The organism is Butyrivibrio sp. NATIVEDY162 (assembly GCF_045999815.1).
Taxonomy (GTDB): domain Bacteria; phylum Bacillota; class Clostridia; order Lachnospirales; family Lachnospiraceae; genus Butyrivibrio.
This window is the reverse complement of the sequence record NZ_CP172574.1, coordinates 255,575-276,895: the sequence shown is the minus strand read 5'-3', so window position 1 is coordinate 276,895 and position 21,321 is coordinate 255,575. Positions and strand designations below refer to the sequence as shown.

At 39.6% G+C, this 21,321-nt stretch carries 21 protein-coding genes, 2 pseudogenes and 1 riboswitch; of the genes and pseudogenes, 2 read left to right on the top strand and 21 right to left on the bottom strand.

Annotated elements, in window-relative coordinates; genetic code table 11:
• Positions 1-162 precede the first annotated feature (162 nt).
• Complete coding sequence (locus ACHCNF_RS17300) at positions 163-1,089, top strand: LysR family transcriptional regulator (RefSeq protein ID WP_408072302.1); 927 nt, start codon at positions 163-165, stop codon at positions 1,087-1,089.
• Here the strand turns inward: ACHCNF_RS17300 and ACHCNF_RS17295 are convergent.
• From ACHCNF_RS17295 to ACHCNF_RS17250, 10 genes are all read right to left on the bottom strand, one after another.
• Positions 1,082-1,246 (bottom strand): hypothetical protein, encoded by a 165-nt coding sequence (locus ACHCNF_RS17295; protein ID WP_408072301.1) that lies wholly within the window; start codon positions 1,244-1,246, stop codon positions 1,082-1,084. The two genes, ACHCNF_RS17300 and ACHCNF_RS17295, sit on opposite strands and share 8 nt — an antisense overlap.
• A gap of 118 nt (positions 1,247-1,364) precedes the next feature.
• Complete coding sequence (locus tag ACHCNF_RS17290; RefSeq protein WP_408072300.1) at positions 1,365-1,889, bottom strand: hypothetical protein; 525 nt, start codon at positions 1,887-1,889, stop codon at positions 1,365-1,367.
• 66 nt (positions 1,890-1,955) lie between these two features.
• A complete protein-coding gene (locus ACHCNF_RS17285) occupies positions 1,956-3,242 on the bottom strand; it encodes a hypothetical protein (protein WP_408072299.1) in 1,287 nt (428 codons plus the stop codon).
• Positions 3,243-3,348: 106 nt separating this feature from the next.
• Positions 3,349-4,044 carry a tetratricopeptide repeat protein gene (locus ACHCNF_RS17280; protein ID WP_408072298.1) on the bottom strand — a complete coding sequence of 232 codons (696 nt, stop codon included), beginning with the start codon at positions 4,042-4,044 and terminating at the stop codon, positions 3,349-3,351.
• 39 nt (positions 4,045-4,083) lie between these two features.
• Positions 4,084-4,569 (bottom strand): hypothetical protein, encoded by a 486-nt coding sequence (locus ACHCNF_RS17275; protein WP_408072297.1) that lies wholly within the window; start codon positions 4,567-4,569, stop codon positions 4,084-4,086.
• Positions 4,570-4,746: 177 nt separating this feature from the next.
• Complete coding sequence (locus tag ACHCNF_RS17270; RefSeq protein ID WP_408072296.1) at positions 4,747-5,325, bottom strand: xanthine phosphoribosyltransferase; 579 nt, start codon at positions 5,323-5,325, stop codon at positions 4,747-4,749.
• A gap of 41 nt (positions 5,326-5,366) precedes the next feature.
• Positions 5,367-6,359, bottom strand: coding sequence for an ABC transporter permease (locus ACHCNF_RS17265; RefSeq protein WP_408072295.1), 993 nt, complete (start codon positions 6,357-6,359; stop codon positions 5,367-5,369).
• Positions 6,359-7,459 (bottom strand): ABC transporter permease, encoded by a 1,101-nt coding sequence (locus ACHCNF_RS17260; RefSeq protein WP_408072294.1) that lies wholly within the window; start codon positions 7,457-7,459, stop codon positions 6,359-6,361. The genes ACHCNF_RS17265 and ACHCNF_RS17260 overlap by 1 nt, the downstream gene beginning before the upstream one ends.
• Positions 7,459-8,994, bottom strand: coding sequence for an ABC transporter ATP-binding protein (locus ACHCNF_RS17255; protein ID WP_408072293.1), 1,536 nt, complete (start codon positions 8,992-8,994; stop codon positions 7,459-7,461). Before ACHCNF_RS17255 ends, ACHCNF_RS17260 begins: the two co-directional genes overlap by 1 nt.
• 97 nt (positions 8,995-9,091) lie before the next feature.
• On the bottom strand, positions 9,092-10,342 hold the full coding sequence (locus ACHCNF_RS17250; RefSeq protein WP_408072292.1) for a BMP family ABC transporter substrate-binding protein: 1,251 nt from the start codon (positions 10,340-10,342) through the stop codon (positions 9,092-9,094).
• Positions 10,343-10,489: 147 nt separating this feature from the next.
• Positions 10,490-10,591: riboswitch (purine riboswitch) on the bottom strand.
• 165 nt (positions 10,592-10,756) lie between these two features.
• On the opposite strand from ACHCNF_RS17250, the gene ACHCNF_RS17245 reads away from it, so the two are divergent.
• Positions 10,757-11,536: a transposase gene (locus ACHCNF_RS17245; RefSeq protein ID WP_408072291.1), complete on the top strand. Its 780-nt coding sequence runs from the start codon at positions 10,757-10,759 to the stop codon at positions 11,534-11,536.
• On the opposite strand, the gene ACHCNF_RS17240 is transcribed toward ACHCNF_RS17245, so the two are convergent.
• The 11 genes and pseudogenes from ACHCNF_RS17240 to ACHCNF_RS17190 form a co-directional block, all read right to left on the bottom strand.
• Complete coding sequence (locus tag ACHCNF_RS17240) at positions 11,508-12,644, bottom strand: ROK family transcriptional regulator (protein ID WP_408072290.1); 1,137 nt, start codon at positions 12,642-12,644, stop codon at positions 11,508-11,510. The genes ACHCNF_RS17245 and ACHCNF_RS17240 overlap by 29 nt on opposite strands.
• 90 nt (positions 12,645-12,734) lie before the next feature.
• On the bottom strand, positions 12,735-14,240 hold the full coding sequence (locus ACHCNF_RS17235; RefSeq protein ID WP_408072289.1) for an MFS transporter: 1,506 nt from the start codon (positions 14,238-14,240) through the stop codon (positions 12,735-12,737).
• A 16-nt stretch (positions 14,241-14,256) separates the two neighbouring features.
• Positions 14,257-16,227 (bottom strand): alpha-glucosidase, encoded by a 1,971-nt coding sequence (locus ACHCNF_RS17230; protein WP_408072288.1) that lies wholly within the window; start codon positions 16,225-16,227, stop codon positions 14,257-14,259.
• A 160-nt stretch (positions 16,228-16,387) separates the two neighbouring features.
• Positions 16,388-16,825: a GNAT family N-acetyltransferase gene (locus ACHCNF_RS17225; protein ID WP_408072287.1), complete on the bottom strand. Its 438-nt coding sequence runs from the start codon at positions 16,823-16,825 to the stop codon at positions 16,388-16,390.
• A gap of 7 nt (positions 16,826-16,832) precedes the next feature.
• Positions 16,833-17,291, bottom strand: coding sequence for a GNAT family N-acetyltransferase (locus tag ACHCNF_RS17220; RefSeq protein WP_408072286.1), 459 nt, complete (start codon positions 17,289-17,291; stop codon positions 16,833-16,835).
• 17 nt (positions 17,292-17,308) lie between these two features.
• Positions 17,309-17,743, bottom strand: coding sequence for a helix-turn-helix domain-containing protein (locus ACHCNF_RS17215; RefSeq protein ID WP_408072285.1), 435 nt, complete (start codon positions 17,741-17,743; stop codon positions 17,309-17,311).
• A complete protein-coding gene (locus ACHCNF_RS17210; RefSeq protein WP_408072284.1) occupies positions 17,740-18,816 on the bottom strand; it encodes an acyltransferase family protein in 1,077 nt (358 codons plus the stop codon). The genes ACHCNF_RS17215 and ACHCNF_RS17210 overlap by 4 nt, the downstream gene beginning before the upstream one ends.
• 153 nt (positions 18,817-18,969) lie before the next feature.
• On the bottom strand, positions 18,970-19,566 hold the full coding sequence (locus ACHCNF_RS17205; protein ID WP_408072283.1) for a GNAT family N-acetyltransferase: 597 nt from the start codon (positions 19,564-19,566) through the stop codon (positions 18,970-18,972).
• Between the two features lie 13 nt (positions 19,567-19,579).
• Positions 19,580-20,038, bottom strand: a complete 459-nt coding sequence (locus ACHCNF_RS17200; RefSeq protein ID WP_408072282.1) for a GNAT family N-acetyltransferase — start codon at positions 20,036-20,038, stop codon at positions 19,580-19,582.
• Positions 20,039-20,231: 193 nt separating this feature from the next.
• Positions 20,232-20,744, bottom strand: a pseudogene (locus ACHCNF_RS17195) (GNAT family N-acetyltransferase; N-acetyltransferase); the annotation flags it as partial.
• A 33-nt stretch (positions 20,745-20,777) separates the two neighbouring features.
• Positions 20,778-21,218, bottom strand: a pseudogene (locus tag ACHCNF_RS17190) (GNAT family N-acetyltransferase); the annotation flags it as partial.
• Between the last annotated feature and the right edge of the window lie 103 nt (positions 21,219-21,321).

Genomic DNA, 21,321 nt, shown 5'->3' with positions numbered 1-21,321 from the left:
AGTGGACATATTAACTTAAATAAATGATTGTATTAGCTAATTAAATTAGGTAAAATAACTTAAATGTTTTATTTTTTAAATTATATTTGCTGAGTTATTTGGCGTCTAATATGTAATTTGTTATGTACCATATAACATCAGTGCTATATAGGAAGAGTGTTTATGGAATTACTTCAACTGAGATATTTTTGCGAAATTGCAAAGGAAGAAAATATATCTAAAGCCAGTAAAGTTCTGCATGTTGCGCAGCCTTCACTTAGCAGGTCACTGGCCTGTCTTGAGGAAGAGTTGGGGACTAAGCTGTTTGAGCGCGAAGGCAGAAAGCTTAGATTGAATCATAAAGGGGAACTATATTATAAGAACATCAGAAATGCTCTTGGAATCATTGATAATGCAAAAAGTGAGCTCTTAGACAACTGCGCCATGCCCTGTGGTCATCTTACCCTCGTTATTTTGGCAGGTTCAAACATAGTGCCTGAGCTTCTGGTGGAATTTCATAAGCATTACCCACATATATCTCTTAATCTTAAACAGCAGACATCCCATAATATACAACAGGTAAGGGATTTTGACTTTGTTATATCTGCTACTCCCGGAGATTATAAGGGGCTCACTAACATTACCTTACTTGAAGAGGATATAGTTATAGCCGCAGACAGAAATCATCCGCTGGCAGTTTCTTCAGAAATAAGTCATAGTGAGGACAATAAAGATTGCTATATTACTTCTTACAGGGAGATTGACCTTATTGAAGCAAAACCCTATCAGTTTGTATCCTATTCGAAGGGCCCAAGTATTCGCGATCTTATAGATCATCTGTGTGAAATGGCAGGATTTATGCCTGATATAGTATTGGAAAGCGACAGTCCCGACACATTTAAAAGCTTTGTACAGTCTAAGGTGGGAATAGCCCTTCTGCCCTACCAGACTCATAAATCCTTTTTCACACCTATGATCACACCGATTTTCATTAAGTCCCCCGTGTGCAAAAGGACTATATTCCTGTCGTATCCTGAAGATCAGTATCTTAGTAATGCTTCAAAACGTTTTATGGAATTTTGTGTAGATTTTTTCTCGAAGATCAGATAGTAAATGTCGCACCAAAAGCCATTATGGCTCTTCTGTTACACATATTTATGATGGAAAGACTTTCAAGAAGTTGTGAATATATCTTTTGAATAGCTACATCCTTTTGCTCTTTTCTTACCTCTGCTTTTCTTGTATCCTGAATATCGTTAAATTTCATGTTGTATTCCTCCTCATCTGAGTATTGGTTGTTTGTGTTGTCCTTATGTCTGTATTATGCTTCTTTTTAACATATGAAAACACAATATCCATTTGGATTTATACCAAATGATTTGTTTTTAATGAGGAATACATTCAATATCTACATTATTTGACTTTCTTTCCCAATTAAAATATCCGCCGGCGTCAAACTGCTCCATTATCAGATCTGCCGTCGGACCGACACAATAGACCGCTTCATTTTCCTTCATGAAGACACCGACATCTTCGATTGAAGGATCCTCACTGCTGAAATTATCATCCCAGCTACGCTTTGCATGGTAGCCATTAAAGTCACCATATCTGTAAGGCTTCATCTTTTCAAGCCAAAGAGAACTATCCCAAATAATTACCAGTGTAACGCCTTTATCTCTTAGAACCTTCTGTATCTCAGAGCTGTAAGCCTCCCTTACTGTTCCGGCACAAAAGCCGTTATAGATTGTTATATACACCTGATAATCAGAGGTCACATTAAAATAGTCTTCATAGTGGGCATTGCTGTAAGTTTTTCCTACATACACTTCCCACCCTCTTTTCTTTAGTAAATCAGCTATCTGTAGTTTTAATTCATCACTTCCGCCATCCGCGTTTATCCATGCTTTCATCAGCTTATTTTCTCCACAACGCACAACTCACCATTAAAGATGGATGTCGGTCCTGACCTGAACTCTCTACACATTCCTCATGACAGGAATGTCGTTGACACCATCATAGGTTATTTCATATGACAATCCACGTTCAACAAGAACCTTTAAAAAAGATTCAATGTATACCTTATTATCCCAGTCTTGATCTATGGTAATATAAAAAGCATCGTCCATTGCCGCAAGGACAGCCTGGAAGCCAAGTCCGTATGCATCAACATCTGTATAGAAGCCCGTTATGTACTTTGCCATATCTCCGTACTGCGCCCTTCCAACATATGTAACCGATGCAGTCTGAATCCTTTTCATCTGATCAGCAACGATTCCGGCAAAGAACTGCTTGACACAGGTAAGCGGAATCAGCGTAAGTAGCCTTAGCATTTTGCAGTACTTCATGGTATTTTTTTGAATCAGACGTTCATCAGAATAGCGTATTACAGTTCCTCTGCATATAGTCCCTTGCGTTTCAAAATCTTTTGTTCGGATTTTATCATTGTACTGAATATAAATCTGAGAAAATGTACTGCTCCTTGTGACCTTAAATCCCATTGCCGGTCGTAGATTAACGGGAATTCCTATTGAAATCATACGGTCAGAGTCACCGTGAATACGGTATATTGCATCCGCAACCATCAGAGCAACTGCAGTCACCGGAGATCCATCAGCTGAAGAACAGTACTTCATAAGGTCTTTCTGTGGAATCCTTAATTTGAAGCTTGATCTGTTGCCTGATTTGACAAGCCCCATCTTATTAAGTTTCATCACATTACTGCTAGTCTTCTGTGAAGGCGGTGCATCATAAAAACGCCTTTTTTCAGCTTTGCACCTTTTATAGTACTCCAGATAGGCGTCCAGATATTCTTCATCGAGAATATCGCCGTCATAATGAGCTTGGTTCGGAAAGCTGATATCTTCATCGTATCGTCTTTTGCAATAGAAATATACCAGGGCTTCAACCAGGGCATAAAGCCCGGTGCCATCCAGCTGACCATGCCATACATTTACATATATGGAATTCTCATAATAAGAAAAAGCAATCAGTTGATCATTGCTCTCTGTGCCGTTAAGCGGTATTGCTACATCTGAATGTACCACCACCCACGGCTTATTATTTTCAGTATAGTAAAATTCCTTGATATTCTTTTTTAGAGAAACCTTTAAATATTTAAAACGCTCCTCGAGCTGCGCTACTGCTTCCTTCAAGCACTTCTCATCAATACTGTCCCTAAGCTCTACCTTCATACGAAGTGTAAAAGACAGCTCATCTGTAAGTCCATAACAATCAGACGATCCAAAAATTTTAATCTTCTTCATGTAAATGCTCTTTCCACATCTTATCTTAGGTAAATCAAGTTTTAGAGATGCTATATATTTCTATTAATTTTACTATATTCCGTCCCATGTTACTCTTAAATATGTATTAAATCTCCTGAAGCTTAGCTATTTTCTCAGCAACTTCATTGTCCTGGGTTAAATCAAATACCATGCGGTAGCAATCAAGAGCCTGAGAATAATCACCTGCACTTTCAGCTTCGCCACCGGCTCTGAATAACAAAGCGAGGGTGACAGAATTTGCTTCCGTTGGGATATTACTCTTTTTTAGCTTTTTCTGAAGGTCTTCTATGTTCTTCTTCTCAATTTTTTTATTAAGAGCCTTTTCAAGAAATTTCAGCTCTTCTTCTGCCTGCTTTGTTTCGTCAAAGAGCTGGCTGTACATATAACAGGCTGACGCAAGGTCAGGATTATACTTTTCAAGATAATACCATCCCAAATTCCTGTAATACGCTCCCATCTCTGCTCTTGTGCAGCAGAAATTGTAGGAATCCAGAGTATACGTATATTCTCCCTCTATGTCGCCAAGCTGTTTACAGCATGAAATAATTGAAAGAATAGTTTCCATATCCACAGGATTTTCAAAATGAGCTTTTATCCATTCCTGCTGAGCTTTTGCAATATCTCCTAAGTTCATGAGTTTCTTCGCTTTTTCCTTGTGCTCCAGTGCATTATCTGTATCTGATAAGATATATTCCTTGCCATTGGATAAAAAGTATTCATACAGAAAGATTTCTGATATATGATTTAAGCATACTTTCATAACGCTGTTGTTTGCTGTCATTAGCTTTTTCTCCTGTCATTGATTTCCACGCTCATTTTGCTACCCTCGCCTGTATACGCCTGTCAATTCTTGAACAGTATTTTCTGTTCTCATTCGGTCTCTGAGCTGCAACTTTTTCTCATTGTGGTAAAGAAGTACCGCACTGATTATCACTAGCACAAAATAGAATATAAGTCCGGCAATTGATGCTCCCTTAGCATATTCAGATGAAGTATACCACTGAGCATCACTACCTTTCGCGTTTGCAGAGTCAGGATTCTGATATACAGTCACAGTATCTCCGATATCATATTCAGTTCCCGGAATTTTATATTCCCCGTTTTCATTAATTCCTTTCATATAATAGGAATTCCCGCTTTTCCCGCCATTTCCGGTCTCGTACTTATCAACTATAACTACTTCCTGTGAAATGATTTTTGTATTTCCAAATACTTCCGCACTATATGTGAATGTTCCCCAAATGCTAAATAGTAAAAGTGCGGTAAAAATTATTCTTTTGATATTGCCGTTTTTAGTTTTTTTCATATTTAATCTCCCAATACTATTCTGCATATGTTAAATACAAGTCGCCATGATAACATGACCATAAGTCCATTTTGTGAACTCTGTAAAAAAAGATGATGCACTGCCGCAAAAAACAATGCATCATCATTTTCAAAAATATTTCTTTTATCATGGAAGACCTTATATAATTACATATGATCAATCTCTGAAGGTAATCTTACCTGTTACATGATCCATTCCATCAACTATTGCAAGAGATTCGAGTTTGTAACCTAAGTTTCTGATTGTCTGTCCACCCGGCTGGAAGCCCTTCTCTATAGCTATGCCAATGCCTGCTACAGAAGCATTAGCACTATTTATTATAGATATCAGCCCTTGCAGAGCACATCCATTTGCCAGGAAATCATCAATGATAAGCACCTTGTCATTCTCATCAAGGAACTTTTTTGATACGATCACATTATTCTTGTTTTTGTGGGTAAAAGACTCCACTTCTGCAGTATACATTTCGCCATCAAGATTGACACTCCGTGTTTTTTTAGCAAATACCACAGGAACATGAAAATGTCTTGCTGCAATGCAGGCGATGCCTATACCTGATGCTTCAATAGTAAGAATCTTATTTATCTCAACTCCTTCAAATCTTTTTGCCCATTCTGCACCCATCTTGTCAAAAAGCTCAACGTCCAATTGATGATTTAAAAAACTGTCCACCTTTAGTATGTTGCCCTCTTTAACAACACCGTCTTTTATAATTCGCTCTTCAAGAAAATTCATCTCTCTACCTTCTTTGTTTTTTAATTCGGATTAAAAGTTCTTTATCTTTCTTCGCGGAAGTAATTGGTCCCAAGGCTCTTTGGTGGCTGATCTTCCTTTTTGTTTCTCATACTGGTAAAAACAAGTACCACAAGAGTTACAATATATGGAATCATCTTATACAGCTCTTTGTATTCTGTGTGTGTTCCAGAAGGAAGATACAAGTATAAAATGTAAAGCCCTCCGAAAAGTATTGATGAAAAAATACCTACATCAGGTTTCCATATCGTAAAGATAACGAGTGCAATAGCAAGCCACCCTCTGTCACCGAAAGCATCATTTGACCACACACCACATGCATAATCCATTACATAGTATAAACCACCAAGTCCTGCTATCATACATCCAAGGCATGTTGAAATATATTTGTATTTTTTTACATCTATTCCGGCTGCATCTGCTGCTGCAGGATCTTCGCCAACAGCGCGAAGGTGAAGCCCTACTCTTGTCTTCTTAAGCACATACGCACAGATTAAAGCAATAATAATTGCAACATACGCCAGAAATCCGTATGAAAAGAACACTTTGCCAAACCATCCTGTTTTCGATGCAAAAGGCAGTGTCCTACTAAAATAGGCAGAGGTGGCTGACAGTGAAATGGATGGAACATCTGCACCTGCAAGCTTTATCAAAGAGCCGCCGAAGAAATTTCCAAAACCTATGCCGAACGTAGTCATGGCAAGGCCTGTAACATTTTGATTTGCTCTTAAGCTGACAGTCAGAAAGCAATATAACAACCCCATCAAAAGAGAACCTGTCAGTGCACAGATAAGAGGTATAAAAATCGCAAGGAACCCATTCAGCTCTCCTGACGCAGCTGACTGTTCATAGAAAAAAGATCCTATTACACCGCTTATTGCACCGACGTACATAACACCGGGGATTCCCAAATTCAGATTTCCTGATTTTTCTGTGATTGTCTCACCTGTACTTCCAAGCAACAGAGGAACGCCCTGCTGTACAGCTCTTGGTATAAATGTAACCAGACTAAACATTATGCGTTCTCCTTTCCCAAATCTTTACGTACAACGATTTTATATCTGATAAAAAACTCACATCCAATTATGAAGAACAGAATAATTCCGGTCAGAATATCAGCAAAACTCTGATTAAGTTCAAATGCAGTGGATATTTCACTGGCACCTCTGTCCATGAAAATGATCATAAGGCTGGTGAATATCATAGCAACCGGGTTAAACTTTGCAAGCCATGAAACCATAACACCTGTAAAGCCCTGTCCATCAGAAATTGTTGTGGTTATTGTGTGGTTGATTCCCCCCACTAAAAGAAGACCTGCCAGTCCGCATATTGCACCGGACAACACCATGGTTCTTATTATGACCTTCTCAACATTGATTCCTACATATCTGGCAGTATTCTGACTTTCGCCAACTACTTCTATCTCATATCCGTGCTTGGTATATTTCAGATAAATGAACATTCCAATAGTAACAACAGCAGCAGCAATAATACTTAAAAGATACTTATTGCCAATGCTCGGAAGCCAGCCCATATTTGTATTCTGGTTAATTATACCAATCTTGCCCGATCCCTTAGGAACCTCCCAAACTATAGTAAAATATGCCACAAGCTGCGTAGCAATATAGTTCATCATCAGTGTTGAAAGTGTTTCATTAGTGTTCCACATGGCTTTAAACAGCGCCGGAATTACTCCCCATACAGCACCCGCCAATAAGGAAGTAACTATCATAAGAATAATTATGGCACCATTTGGAAGCTTGTCTGATAGTGTGATCATACATGCTGCCGCTGCAAGACCTCCTATCAAGACCTGTCCTTCACCACCGACATTCCAAAACTGCATTTTAAATGCAGGTGTCAGTGCCAGAGAAATAATAAGAAGAATGGCTACATACTGCAGCGTTATCCAGGTTTTTCTCTGAGTACCAAATGCACCTTTAAAAATTGTTGCAAATATGGATATGGGATTGTCACCTGTGCAGACCATAGTAATTAGTGCACATAATGCCAAAGCTGCTAAAATTGCGATTATTCTTATAGCCCACGCTTCCCTGCTGCGGATATCTGACCTTTTTACTATATGAAAACGAGGCTCTTTTGTTTTCTGTTCCATTATGAAGCCTCTCCTTTCTGTGTCATCATTGATCCCAAGGTATATTTATCGGTAGTCCTGCCATCTACAATTCCGGTAACTTTGCCACCGCAAAGAACAAGAATTCTATCGCAGAGCTCAACAAGAACATCCAGATCTTCACCTACAAAAAGCACGGCAGCTCCTCGTTCTTTCTGCTGGTTGATAAGATCATATATCTGATAGGAAGAACTGATATCAAGTCCCCTTACCGCATATGCAGTCAGCAAAACCTTAGGTCTTGAGGATATCTCTCTTCCAACAAGAATCTTTTGTACGTTTCCGCCGGAAAGCAGGCGCACAGGAGTGTCGATACTTGGAGTTGCAACCTGCAATTTATTTACAACTTTCTCCGCAAGTTTTCTAGGCTCTTTTTTCTCTGTGAAAAATCTCGACTTGCCACTTCTGTAAGATCTGAGCATCATATTGTCGGCAAGATTCATATTTCCAACAAGTCCCATTCCAAGTCTGTCTTCAGGGACAAATGACAGCTTTACGCCAAGATCAGAGATTTCTCTTGGAGATTTACCAAGAAGCTCCTCCGTTCTTCCATCCTGGTGGACATATGTGATTTTTCCATCTTTAATATTTTCGAGACCCGCAATTGCCCTAAGCAGCTCTTTTTGTCCACAGCCGGATATTCCGGCAATTCCCAGTATTTCCCCCGTATTAGCGGTAAAAGATACATCATCAAGCTTAACAATTCCCTCTTCATCAACAACAGTGAGATTTTCCACCACGATTCGTGGCTTGGGATCTACTGGCTCTGGTCTGTCAATATTAAGAGAGACTGAATGTCCCACCATCATATCTGTCATTTCCTGAGCATTGGTCTTGCTTGTCTTCATATCATTGATGAATTCTCCATGCCTCAGAACCGCAACTCTGTCGGATATACTCTGCACCTCGTTTAGCTTATGAGTAATAATAACTATGGATTTTCCATCTTTTTTCATATTGCGCATGACATTAAAAAGCTTCTCGGTTTCCTGAGGAGTCAGTACGGCTGTTGGTTCATCCAGGATTAAAATATCTGCGCCTCTATAAAGCACCTTAACAATCTCAACTGTCTGCTTTTCAGAGACGGACATATCATATATTTTCTTATTTGTATTGATCTCAAATCCGTATTTGTCGCAGATTTCCCTGATTCTTTTTTCAGCCTCTTTTATATTAAGCCTGCCTTCAAGACCAAGAATTATATTCTCTGTCGCATTAAACACATCAATAAGCTTAAAATGCTGATGAACCATGCCTATTCCCAGATCAAACGCATCCTTGGGAGAACGGATAACAGCCTCCTTGCCGTTTATGATTATCTGACCGGCATCAGGGTAATAGATTCCTGCAAGCATATTCATAAGAGTTGTTTTTCCACTTCCATTCTCACCAAGAAGAGATAATATTTCACCCTTATGAACATCGAGATTGACATTGCTATTTGCCGTTACATCACCAAAAGTCTTTGTAATGCCACGAAGCGATATGGCTACTTCTTTGTTTTCCACGATTATCACCTTTCAAAAATACAAAATAGACTAAAATAGGAAATCTTTGTTACCGCACGATTAATCCGTGCTCACAAAGATTTCCTAAGATCACATTATGTAATGATCAATATGCTGTATCAAGAAGTGAAATTCCATCAATCTGTAAGTCAAAGTAAGGAGCGGCACGGAATTCAGAACCTGATTCTGCAAAATAACCATCTGTGATAACTTCAGTATCAGCAGTATACTCAGCATCTGTATCTACATCAGCCATGTAGGATGTAAGTGTCTCACCGTTAACAGTAAATGTAGTTGTATCAAATACATGAAGTGTTCCTGCCTTCATAGCTTTTTCAGCCTCTGCTAGTGCCTGCGCTGTTCCTTCTGCTGCAGCATTTCCAAGGTCTGTAAGGACAACAGAACCTGTTTCAAGTGTTCCAACCCAGTCAGTAGCAATCTCTGTTCCATTTGCTACAGCGTCGATAATATATGCAAAATATGGTGCCCAATCAATTCTTGAAGAAACAATAAATGTGTTAGGGCAAGCGGATGCTGTGCTTCCGTTGTAAGAAACGTCAGGTACACCGGCCTTTTCACATGCTGTAGGAGCACCCATTGAATCAGCATGCTGGGAAAGAAGAACACAGCCATCTTCAACAAGCTTGTTAGCGCCTTCTTTTTCAGCTGTCTCATCATACCAGGAACCTGTAAATGTTACTTCCATTGTAGTGGAAGGACATACAGAGCGAGCACCAAGGAAGAATGATGTGTAACCTGAAATAACTTCTGCATATGTATATGCACCAACATAACCAATCTTTGTCTGGTCTTCAGTAATTTCTCCATTTGCAATCATCTCATTGAGCTTCATTCCTGCAGCAATACCTGCAAGATAACGTCCCTCATAAATTGTAGCAAAAGCGTTGTGGTAATTAGAAAGGCCCTCTGTATGTGCCTTTGTACCTGTTGCATGGCAGAACTGAACTTCAGGGTATTCTTTAGCTGCCTCAATCATGTAATCTTCATGACCAAATGAATCTGCGAATACGATATCACAACCTGCATCTGCAAGTTCGCAGGCTGCCTCATAGCATTCCTGTCCCTCAGGAATATTTGTCTTGAGCATGTACTCAACACCGGCAGCTTCGCAAGCCTGAGTGGCACCATTGATGAAGTTCAGATCGTATGTTGAATTCTCATCATGTAAAAATATAAATCCAACCTTTACATCTGATGAAGCTGTCTGTGCAGCCTCTGTGCCAGTAGCCTCTGAGGCTGTTTCTGTTTTGGTTTCTGTTGCGCTCCCGCAGGCAGATAATGCCATTACCATTGTTGCCGCAAGAGCTGCTGACAACACCTTTTTAAAATTGATCATGTCTTCCTCCCTTTTTTAACCAATCACAGGTCATTTGTAAGGATGGATTTTCTATGCTTTTCTTTAAAGTAAAAAAAAGGCGTAGAATCCGAGTTTCTACGCCTATCTGATTTGATATCTTTAACAATTATATATATAGAACTGTTGTATATACATCAAACACTCGATAGTCCGGTTATTTACGGTGACCGGGTAGAAACATCAAATCCATATCATTTGACCTATATCGATAAAATACCCGCTTATGTTAGCAAAGAAGCATCAAGATTACAAGCTTTTTTTATCTTGGTCCTAGGGGACGGGGTTTGTGGTCCATTTTTCAAATTCATATTGCAATTTTCTCTCATTAAATATATACTTCTGTAGTCAGTGATTTTGACAATCTATATTTTAATATCTTACAGGAGTTGTTTTATGCCTAGAAAACCCAGAATACTGAGTTCAACCGGCATATATCACATCATACTTCGTTCTGTCAATCAGCACATCATATTCGAAGAAGATTCCGATTTTCAGAAATTCCTTTTCATTTTATCAGATTGTAAAGAGAAATATGATATTGATATTTTTGCCTATTGCCTAATGAATAATCATATCCACTTACTAATTCATCTTCCAGACGATAAGCTGGCAAGCTTTTTTCAAAGTCTCGGAACCAGATTTGTTCGTTGGTACAATAATAAATACTCTCGCAGTGGTCATCTTTTCCAAGAGCGATTCTATAGTTCAGCAGTTGAAAGCGAACAAGCTTTTCTGTCTACTCTTATCTATATTCATAACAATCCGTTGAAAGCAAATATGTGTCGTTATGCATCAGAATATCGTTGGAGCAGCATTAACGCTTACTTGGGCGCAAAAAATCCTTTGATCAACGCGTCATTCGCATACAATATCGCCGGCTCAAAGGATTCCTTGCTTCATTATTTTGCAATAGAAGCTGATTCACCTGAAAATTCATTATTTGAAAATGATCATCGTGAAACAAATCATTTTTTTACAGATGAAAAAGCTTTGGACATATTTAAATCAATAACCCATCTCACATCAACAGCTGACGTAATCAATCTTGAAAAGGTAAAAAGAAATGAGTATGTTCGAATGTTAAAAAAGGAAGGGCTGACAATCAAGCAGATTGCACGAGTCATGGACATTTCCGGGACAACTGTCAAAAGGATCTGCAAATTGGTCCACTAACCCCGTCCCCTAGGACCGTCAAATAGTAAACAGCCACAGGTCCGATATAGCTTTCTTTTCCGGAAAGTGATGTGTATAGTATTCTCTTTCCGTCATAAGAAGAATCATATTCGCTACAAAAAGAAACCAGCTTATCACGCATCTCTTCATTTGCAAATAATGGGCCTGCAAGAATAATCCTGTTCGGAGCAATTATGGAACAGGTGTTGACTATACTTCTGGCAAACAGATCAATTGAATAATCAATCTCTTCTTTTCTTTTGATCTTTGAAAGGTTTCCAACAGACAGGATTGTCTCAAGGCATCCTCTTTTTCCACAGCTGCATTTTTTTCCGTTCTTTTCAACAATGACGTGGCCGAGTTCGGCTGTTTTACCGTGCCGTCCTTCATAGACTTTGTTGTCGATGACAATAGTGCTGCCGATTCCCGGTCCCCATTTGATAACAAGCAGCGAATCAAAGTTTTTGCCGGCTCCATAGATTATTTCCGCCGTAGCAAAAGCATCTACATTGTTTTCAACAAGGACAGGGAGGTCAAAAGCATCATTAAAAACCGATCTCAGATAAACTTCCCGTTCCCATATTCCATAGGCATGCACTGATACTCCCCGTTTTTTGTCCACTATTCCCGGAACACCGATACTTACGCATTTTATCAGCCCTGATACGCTTGAATCAGTTTTTTGTATCAGGCTGTTTGCTTTTTTGATGACGAAGCCAAGAAATATCTCCGGCACTGACTTTTTATCTGTGTCAAAAGAATTTATCAAAGCACCTTCGTTAAGAATACAGCCCTTTATGTCGCAGATGGCAACTGTAGTTGTCTCGGACTCGATATTGATTGAAAGGACATATCCATATTTCCTATTCAGATCCAGAAGAACTTTCTTTCTTCCTGCAAGGCCCTTATTTTCACTGACAGTTCCAAGCTCCTCAAGGAGATTTTCTGCAATAAGTCCTGTCGTGATCTGCGTTACGGAAGCCGGAGTAAGCCCTGTAGCCTTTGCAATGTCCTTCCTTGATATAGGTCCGTTATCATTTATGCATTTAAGTATCAGAGAGCGGTTTTCTTTTTTAACCCGCTCCATATTTATTCCGGATTTTCTCATCAATATCTTTCCACGCTTATATTAAGCATATGTGCCAGGATTTCCAGTTCTTTTGAAATATCTCCGTTTTTGCGCTGTCTAAAAAATATTTCATTTTAAATGTCCACCTAATTGTTCATCAATACGTACACTAAGTGCATTTTCTACATTCCATAGTTTATCGAATTTATAACCTGTAACTTTTTCACAAACAGAGATTTCTTCTGCAGTGATCTCACTATCATCCTCGCCTTTTCTTCTCCTTATCTCTTTGCAGATAATATCGAATTCCTTTTTGGTAACAGGAAATCTTATAGCAAGGATAAGCGTGATCAGAAGCAGGATTATCTGCGCAAATACATATATGTATGCTATGCCCTTCTGAGTTGATGCTGCCTGCCTCAGACCTTCACTGGCAAGATTCTCGTCATAACCTACCATTGCAAGAAGCACACCGATCACAGCTGATGACAGACCGGCTGCAATCTTTCTGGTGAATGTAGCCATTCCCGAACAGATACCGGGTCTGTTTATTGATGTAATGAGCTCATCAACTTCTACCAGGTCATTCAATATAGCATAGATACTGATTGAAGTACCTGCCATTGCCAGGCCGATCACAAATGAAAGTGCCAGGATAACAACAAAAGGTGCTCCTTCATAAGAGAAAAAGAGCATTGCAAATGATGCAAGCATTCTTACCGGTGTTCCAAAGAGTATAGGCGCTTTTTTGGATGTCTTGGACATTACCGGTCCGAACAAGATCATTCCCAGGAACTGCGAGATAAGGATCACCCCCATAAGCTTGGTGAAATTACCACCACCATAGGCATTGAGTACATCATCGATATAGTACACTGCAAGTCCTGTTACAAAGTCAGCAGCTGCTTGTCCAAAAATGAAAATAAGTACGAATATTTTAAAAGATCTGCTTCGGAATACTGTAAAAGACTGTGAGAATGTAGCAGCGAAACTGACCTTCCTTATTTTCTTCTGTCTCTCCCAGGTTCCGGCAAATGTGATCAATATGCAGGCAAGAAAGATTACTGAAAAGATAACTGCCACTGTAAGATATTTAGGAGCATCAGTGTTATCAGTTATCATCAGCGTCGGAACAAGACCTGCAATAATTGCGCCAAGTGATGAGAATATCATTCTTGTACTTGAGAACTTACTTCTTAAGGTATAGTCCTCGATCATGTCCGGTAAAAGACCGTTATAAGGAACCATAACAATCGTGAATCCGGTTGAAAAAAGCATATACATCAGAACATAGAAAATATACTGTCCTACGATGCTTCCACCAGCAAGAAAAGGCACCCACATCACTACAAAAGTAATGGCAGAAATAAAGCTTCCTACCAATATCCAAAATCTTTTTGCTCCGAATTTAGACTGAGTCCTGTCTGCAATATTTCCCATCATCGGGTCGGTAACAGCATCCCAGACTTTACCTATCAAAGGTATCGTACCAACCAAAGCAGGAGGCATTCCCAACGCCTTGGTCAAAAAAACCGTAAAAAATGTGCTGATAACTACAAAGGCTCCACCGCCGTAAATATCAGCAAAACCATAAGATATTCTTGATAATAGTTTTTCGCTTCTGTCTTTTCCCATATTATTCCCCATTTTTTTAAAAATCTGTAACCGCACTAATCCGCTCGAAATCTTCAGCCTGCTTTCTGATAAACACAGGAGGTTCTCCAATCATTGCCTTCACCTGATATTTGCCTCCTCTGTATTCCTGTTTTGTAAAAAGATGTACCCAGTTATCATCAGGTAAATAGACCTCCCTGGAATCGGCATTTTCTTTTAACACAGGAGCTACCAGAATATCCCTCCCCAATAGATATTCCGTTTTCTCAGTGTAAGCGTCCTTTTCATCATAATGGTAAAAAAGAGGTCGCATTACAGGGAGTGCTTTTTCAGCATTTTCTTTCACACATTCTTTCAGATAAAATGAAAGCTTTTCATGAAGTGTTGACATCTTGCTCAGCTGTTCAAGCAGCTCATCATCGTCATCAAATTGGACATTTCTTGAAGGCTGATTACCTTCATGGCTTCTAAACAACGGTGAAAATACATTCATCTCTTCCCAGCGCATCAGTAGCTCTTTTGACCTGGTCATGTGCATTATTGTGGTATAACCGCCAACGTCTGAATGCGTCAGTCCATAGCCGCTCATTGCAAGTGATAAGGTTGCCGGAATAACAGATGGAAGTCCATCATCCACTGACCAGTCCACGTGCTGATCCCCGGTCCACATCATGGCTGAAGAAACAATTGTTCCGGTATAGCCGGCTCTTGTAAAGAAGAACACCTCTTTTTCTGCGCCACATTCCTCTATGGCTTCCTTATTCATTTTTGCCCAGATGGCAGGCCACCTGTTATGGAGCTTTTCAGGATCTTCTCCGCTGTATAGCACACAATCCGTGGGAAGGTACTCACCGAAATCAGCCATCCATCCACCCATTCCGAGCCCGATCATATTTTCTTTAATAAGAGATTTGTACCATTCATATGCCTTTGGATTTGTGAAGTCGACCATGGCTGCCGGAAAGGTTGTGATGGTGACAAGATAATCCTTACCTTCTTTATCCTTAACGCAGTACCCTTCCTTTTGCGCAGTCTTATATAGCTCACCTTCAATTGCAATAAACGGATTGATATAGCCAAGAAAACGGATTCCCTTTTTCTTCCATACCTTGATCTTGTCATCAAGATTGTGGTAAAGTTCCCTGTCCCACTGCCAGTTCCACATTACCTGGTAGCCAAATCCTGTTCTTCTGCAGCCACACCAGTCCTGGGACCAGATACCACAAACTTTTCCGCCCTTATCTTCGACCCTTTTTATTTTTTCATCGATTCTTTCAGTACCTTCCTGAACCGCAAGAATGGCTCCTTCGTATACCCAATCCGGAAGGATGCGCTGATGTCCCAAAAGCTCTGCCAGTTTCCCTGACAGAGACGGAAAATCAGGAGCTGCGCAAAAATAGACAACAGGTGCTTCTTGTGTGTACAGGGTTATCTCATCCTTCTTTTTGAAATCGAATTCCGCGTAGGCATTTACATCAGCATGGATAAAATACCTGTCACTTGAAACAAGGGTTGGCTGTACATAGTAGGATTCATATTTTTCAAATGGTAATGTCTTGTCCGGATGCTTCCCAAAAAATATTTCTTTGATGATTTTTTTACCGATTCTGTTTGCATTTTGGTGCTCTGCAACAAAGATTCGTATCTTTTCCCCTTTCAGGTTGAATTTGGAATAAGTTTCTCCACAACCATAAATGTACTCATCCGCATTACTTTTGAACGTTATCCAGTACCTGTTAAACTTATCCGTATCCCCCAAAATCGCAAGCTTTTTCATTCCGTTTTCCAAAGTGCAAATCTCAGCTATAATTGTTGATTTTTCTTTTGGTTCTTTAAAAGTGATAACTGTTTTTTCACCTAAAGATTCCACAGAAGTTTTGACCAGCTTATATTTTTGGTGAATCTTTTGCCTGTAGTTAAAGCTGCCACGGCTCATTCTAAAGTCATTGCTACCGTTTCCAACCTGCAGTGTCAGCTCTCCTAAACTATTAAGGTCTATGGAAATCACCCCTTTCCCATATATTAATTAAAAGCTTTAATCAATTTAAGATTATACATAATTCCCTCTTTTTTTACAATAACGTTTTCAAGTTAATGCTCACGGTCAATGTCATTCAAAGCCCATAATCTTTACTTGATGCCATATGCTAACCTCTTTATCCTGAAATTTATCGCTCAATCCCCAATATGTGAGATTTCATTTTGAAACCATACTTTTCATACAAATGAATCGCCTTGTTGCCATCAACCACTTTAACTTCGATATGTCTGACATTGTTTTGGTCAAACATTAGCATCGCCCACTCCATGAGTTCTTTTCCAAATCCTTTTCCCCTGAATTTCTCTTTTACCACCAAATAGTCCAGTTTACCGATTTCTCCTTTAATATCGACTTTGCAGAAGCCGATAATCCGGTCTTCAATTTCAGTGACTGCAATATAGGATTCTTTCTCTCGTAATGCGGCCTCAAATGATTCCAGGGTCTTTTCATATGGATTTAAAGGATAAAATCCTTTGAAATTCACAGAAGTTGTATTGTGATAGTCTGATAACTCACGAATACAATCGTACAGTTTGCTTACCTCGTTCGGTGTTATTTCTCTCATAATATTCCTACTGCAAATTCGTCAGAACCATACATTCTGTTGAATCAGTAAAGCCCATACTTTCATAGAGCGGTCTTCCCATTGCGGTTGCATCAAGACTGATCTCCGTTGCACCTTTTTCCCATGTTTTCTCAATCAGCATTTCAACCATTTTTCGCGCTATTCCCTGACGACGGTATTCACCTCTTGTGTAGACATTCATAAGATGAGCTCGTTTTCCGGTTGGATGACTAAACGTTGGCATTATCCTAAAAAAACACATCGATGCACAACCAATAACCATGTCATCATCCACCGCAATAACATTTATATGATCTCCATTGCAAAAGAAATCGCGACTCTCTTTTATAACTTTATCTGAAAACTCATAATCTTCTGGTAGATTATTCACAACCTTAAGCATCTCCAGGCGAACACTCATCAAGAAATCTATATCATGTTTTGTAGCAACTCTTATTTCCATCATCTTTCACCTACATTCTTTTAGTCAGTTATACTTTCTTTCGCACTGTTGATAAGGCCGAGAAGACCCGTCTCCTTAATTAGAGCTATACCCTGGAATTCATCTCCGAGGACAATCAGATTGTCGCCTGTTTTAATATCGAAGATCTTTCTTGCTTTGGCAGGAATGACGATCTGACCCTTATCTCCCACTTTGACCATTCCAAAGATATGTTTTCCTTTCGGCGGTATAGCATATCCCAGGTTGTCCGAATCATTCTTTTCATATGAGATAAGGTCGTCCATGGATACACCAAAGAGGTCAGCCAGCATCTTACATCTCTCTATGTCCGGCAGCGACTCGCCGGTCTCATATTTTGAAAGCGTCTGTCTGGATACGCCTATCTTCTCTGCAATTTCCTCCTGTGACAGGTTATTAAGCTTTCTCAATTCCATAAGATTATCTGCAAAACTCATTCTTTCTTCTCCTTTTTTATTCCCAAAACACACCACCTTATGAAAGGTATGCGGCTCATGATTTCATACAGAAGGTAGGAGCCTGCGAATGCTGCTATTGCAACCAACAGGTATACGATGACAGGGGCAAGGAACGGACATAATGTATGCAGATACCATCCGCTGACCGCTATCATCAGATAATGGAATACATAGAGGCCCCATGATTTTCGGCACATCCACTTTGAGAAAGCATTCGTGAAATTTCCCCATTTTTTCATGAAGGCAAGTATACCGAGAGTTCCAAACCATGCGTATACATTGCACATGATTGTATCCAGAACCACGTGATCCGGATAAGGCTGACCTTTATATAAAATCACAAAGGCTATACAGGATGCGATGGCAAGAATGCTTAATAACAGCCAGTTTTTGCCAAGCCGATCCATCACTTCGTCATGGGACAGTACAAAGTAGCCGATCATAAAGCCCAGTCCGTAGATACCGAATCTGTATACCACAATTATCGGTGTGTTAAGTATCTGCGCCGCTCCATATACGGGTATAACAAGAAGTATAAGTATTAAAAGATTTGCTTTACCACAGATATTATAGAATCTGTCTTTTTCAATCCTTCTGATCAGTACCAGTATCAGGCTGAAGAGCCAAAGCATCTGAATGTACCACAAAGGACCTGTGCCGCTGACTGCCATTATCAGGAAAAGTATTGGCCCCGGTACGTTGTTCATGGAATTAAAAGCACCTGACATCAGCATATTGTAGTAGCCAAGAATCCAGCCGAAAACCAGCAGGCCGATTGTTGATGGCACAAGATATTTTCTCGTCCTTACTCTGATGAATTCCTTTTCTGTTCGTTTAATTAGTTCATAGCGGGCTGACATGCCGGATACCACAAACAGAAGTAACATGAACCAAGGATATACAATGTACTGATATGTATCCTGGGGCTGATATTTACTGAAAGGTCCGATGATTCCATGTCGTGTTACACCGTTGAATATGTAAATTACATGATAGATGACAACCAGCACTACTGTTATCCAACGAATATTATCCAAATATGCCTTTCTCATATTTCTACCACCTTTGCTAAATATTTTAACATTTTTCTTAATCATAAAAAAGTAAGCTCCGCCTGTCTACCAAGCGAAGCTTACAAATTTTGCTATTTTTTGTTAAATTTGGTTGCGAGCGCATAGTTTTATAAAAACCGCTCATTGGTGCCGTCAATAATCCGTGCTGCCATGTTTGCATTCAGCCCAACGAATCATATTCTCTGTCAGTTTCATCTCCGAGTATCTGTCGCAGTCTATTACAGGACAGATCATCTGAAGGTCATATGGTTCCTTTTCAGCAAGTTCTTTTATAGGAATGCTTGCCAGACCACTTCCCATTGCTCTGTAAAATGCAATCGTCTCCTCAGAAGAACAGGCAGATATGTACAAAGCCTGTGCACCGGCTTTTATTGCTTCCGCTTTTCCCAATTCAAATAATCGTCTGCCAACACCTTGGCCCCTGCATTCAGAAGATACCTGCATCATATCAAGAATCATGTAAGGACCGTTTAGTTTCTTTAATAGCCCAATAAAGCCAACAACTGTATCATTTTCTAATGCGATGTATGTAATATAATCATCACTGCTTATTTGCTTTGCCACAGAACGCTTTTGGCTTAAGTCCCAATCTTCGGTATATTTGCATTCTACTAATGCATATTCTCCGTCTATTCTTCGATATACTTTATTTACATTCTGTTTTCTGTTATATGAATCTAATGCTTCTAAACAGAAATTTGTCTCTGATAATAATTCGATTTTTATCAATTACAACATCACCTCAATCCCCACAGCCGTTTTTCTTAATATAATAAATGAATTCATTATCCCGACTCACTTCCACATATCCCAGCTTGGTATAAAAGGCGTTTGTTCTGACATTCCAAATGGGCGTATCTAATACAAATTCCTTTACATTTGAAAACATTGTCTCAATTTCCTGCATCATGTAGACTCCATAGCCTTTGCGATAATGCTCTGGGCTTACAAAGATCCTTCCAATGTTCAACTTGTCTTTTTCCAAAAATAGAATCGCACCACCAACAATTAGTCCATTGTCCGTGAGCATATACAAATGATTTGTTCTGGCCATCTTTGTGTGATAAGAAACAGACATATATCCAGGTGGCCCACCAGCTGACGGTGCTCCAACCTGAACATCGCTATCAAAGGCTCTTTTAGATATTCCATTAAGTGTCAAAGCATCAGAAGTGCTTGCTTTTACAAATTGTAGGCTCATATCTTTACCCTCTTCTTTTCATCATCAGATAGCAGTTAATCCCATTTTTATAAAAATCAGTTAGTTCTCCAACAGACTTATATCCCAGATTTTCATATAATTTCTTTGCCCTCGGGTTAAAATCATCTACAGTCAAAAAATATTTTGCTGAAGGAGAATCAGAAGCATTAATAAATTTGAATTTTTCGGTATCTTATCTTAATTCCTGCCAATCTGCCTTCGTCATCAGGCTCACGTGACCCGTACGCTTCTCATGCATCAGCGGGACATCCACGTTTTCGGATCTCCACTGATACTTGAATCCGCACTTTTCCTGGACTCGTTTGGACTTGATATTGCCATCGTAATAACCGATCCAGACCTTCTGCATAGCAAGGTCTTCAAAAGCGTGTCGAAGCATTTCCTTCACAGCTTCCGGAATGATACCCTGTCCCCAAAACGGTCTGCCAAGCCAGTATCCCATCTCGCATTCGTCATCCCGGTCAGTCATATCCGTATGCCCGTTCAGCTTTAGTTCGATTGCACCGATAGCCTTGGTATCTTCTTTCAGACAAACAGCATAAGCCTCTTTTCCGTTAAAGACATTCTTTATTACATTCCGGCTCTCATCAATGCTCTGATGAGCCGGCCATCCTGCGATCGGACCTACAGCCGGATCACTGGCAAATCTGTACAGATCCTCTGCATCGTTTACGTTCCAACGGCGCAGAATTAAACGTTCCGTTTCCAGATTACTGTGCAGACATTTACGCAGATATATCATATCCACCAATTGCACACCTTCTTCAAATATAGGGTGATCATAGTTTTTCACAAAGAAATCCTTGATAATATGATGTCTCCTAAAACCACATTTTTCATAAAACGGAATTGTAAGCGGGCTGTCGCCGGTCCCAACCTGAATAACCTCATACCGATCTTTGTATTGCTCACAAATAAACTCTATGAGACATCTTCCATATCCTTTACCATGTGATTCCGGAACGGTAGCGATGTTTTTTAGTTCAAGAACCCCTTCGCCCTCATCAGTAACGACACATTCACACTTTATGCCATCATCTTCAAGAACATACATCTTGCCGCCATCCAAATACTTATCGATCATATCTTCCTGCTCATCAGCAAGAAATAGCAGATCCATATAATCTCTTTTGTTATCACTGACTTCAAATATCCTCATAGTTCACGCTCCATAATGTATTCTTTTACTTATGGATTTCTTTGTTTTCTTCATTAATAATATCCCCGCTTGTTAGCACGTTAGGTAAGTAGACTAGGGACTC

What these genes read in the sequence shown, in the direction of transcription:
- ACHCNF_RS17265 (WP_408072295.1), bottom strand. Translation starts at nt 6,359, where the DNA reads ATGTTTAGTCTGGTTACATTTATACCAAGAGCTGTACAGCAGGGCGTT.
- ACHCNF_RS17300 (WP_408072302.1), top strand. Translation starts at nt 163, where the DNA reads ATGGAATTACTTCAACTGAGATATTTTTGCGAAATTGCAAAGGAAGAA.
- ACHCNF_RS17200 (WP_408072282.1), bottom strand. Translation starts at nt 20,038, where the DNA reads ATGAGCCTACAATTTGTAAAAGCAAGCACTTCTGATGCTTTGACACTT.
- ACHCNF_RS17225 (WP_408072287.1), bottom strand. Translation starts at nt 16,825, where the DNA reads ATGAGAGAAATAACACCGAACGAGGTAAGCAAACTGTACGATTGTATT.
- ACHCNF_RS17280 (WP_408072298.1), bottom strand. Translation starts at nt 4,044, where the DNA reads ATGACAGCAAACAACAGCGTTATGAAAGTATGCTTAAATCATATATCA.
- ACHCNF_RS17220 (WP_408072286.1), bottom strand. Translation starts at nt 17,291, where the DNA reads ATGATGGAAATAAGAGTTGCTACAAAACATGATATAGATTTCTTGATG.
- ACHCNF_RS17210 (WP_408072284.1), bottom strand. Translation starts at nt 18,816, where the DNA reads ATGAGAAAGGCATATTTGGATAATATTCGTTGGATAACAGTAGTGCTG.
- ACHCNF_RS17275 (WP_408072297.1), bottom strand. Translation starts at nt 4,569, where the DNA reads ATGAAAAAAACTAAAAACGGCAATATCAAAAGAATAATTTTTACCGCA.
- ACHCNF_RS17290 (WP_408072300.1), bottom strand. Translation starts at nt 1,889, where the DNA reads ATGAAAGCATGGATAAACGCGGATGGCGGAAGTGATGAATTAAAACTA.
- ACHCNF_RS17285 (WP_408072299.1), bottom strand. Translation starts at nt 3,242, where the DNA reads ATGAAGAAGATTAAAATTTTTGGATCGTCTGATTGTTATGGACTTACA.
- ACHCNF_RS17250 (WP_408072292.1), bottom strand. Translation starts at nt 10,342, where the DNA reads ATGATCAATTTTAAAAAGGTGTTGTCAGCAGCTCTTGCGGCAACAATG.
- ACHCNF_RS17260 (WP_408072294.1), bottom strand. Translation starts at nt 7,459, where the DNA reads ATGGAACAGAAAACAAAAGAGCCTCGTTTTCATATAGTAAAAAGGTCA.
- ACHCNF_RS17245 (WP_408072291.1), top strand. Translation starts at nt 10,757, where the DNA reads ATGCCTAGAAAACCCAGAATACTGAGTTCAACCGGCATATATCACATC.
- ACHCNF_RS17295 (WP_408072301.1), bottom strand. Translation starts at nt 1,246, where the DNA reads ATGAAATTTAACGATATTCAGGATACAAGAAAAGCAGAGGTAAGAAAA.
- ACHCNF_RS17235 (WP_408072289.1), bottom strand. Translation starts at nt 14,240, where the DNA reads ATGGGAAAAGACAGAAGCGAAAAACTATTATCAAGAATATCTTATGGT.
- ACHCNF_RS17240 (WP_408072290.1), bottom strand. Translation starts at nt 12,644, where the DNA reads ATGAGAAAATCCGGAATAAATATGGAGCGGGTTAAAAAAGAAAACCGC.
- ACHCNF_RS17270 (WP_408072296.1), bottom strand. Translation starts at nt 5,325, where the DNA reads ATGAATTTTCTTGAAGAGCGAATTATAAAAGACGGTGTTGTTAAAGAG.
- ACHCNF_RS17215 (WP_408072285.1), bottom strand. Translation starts at nt 17,743, where the DNA reads ATGAGTTTTGCAGATAATCTTATGGAATTGAGAAAGCTTAATAACCTG.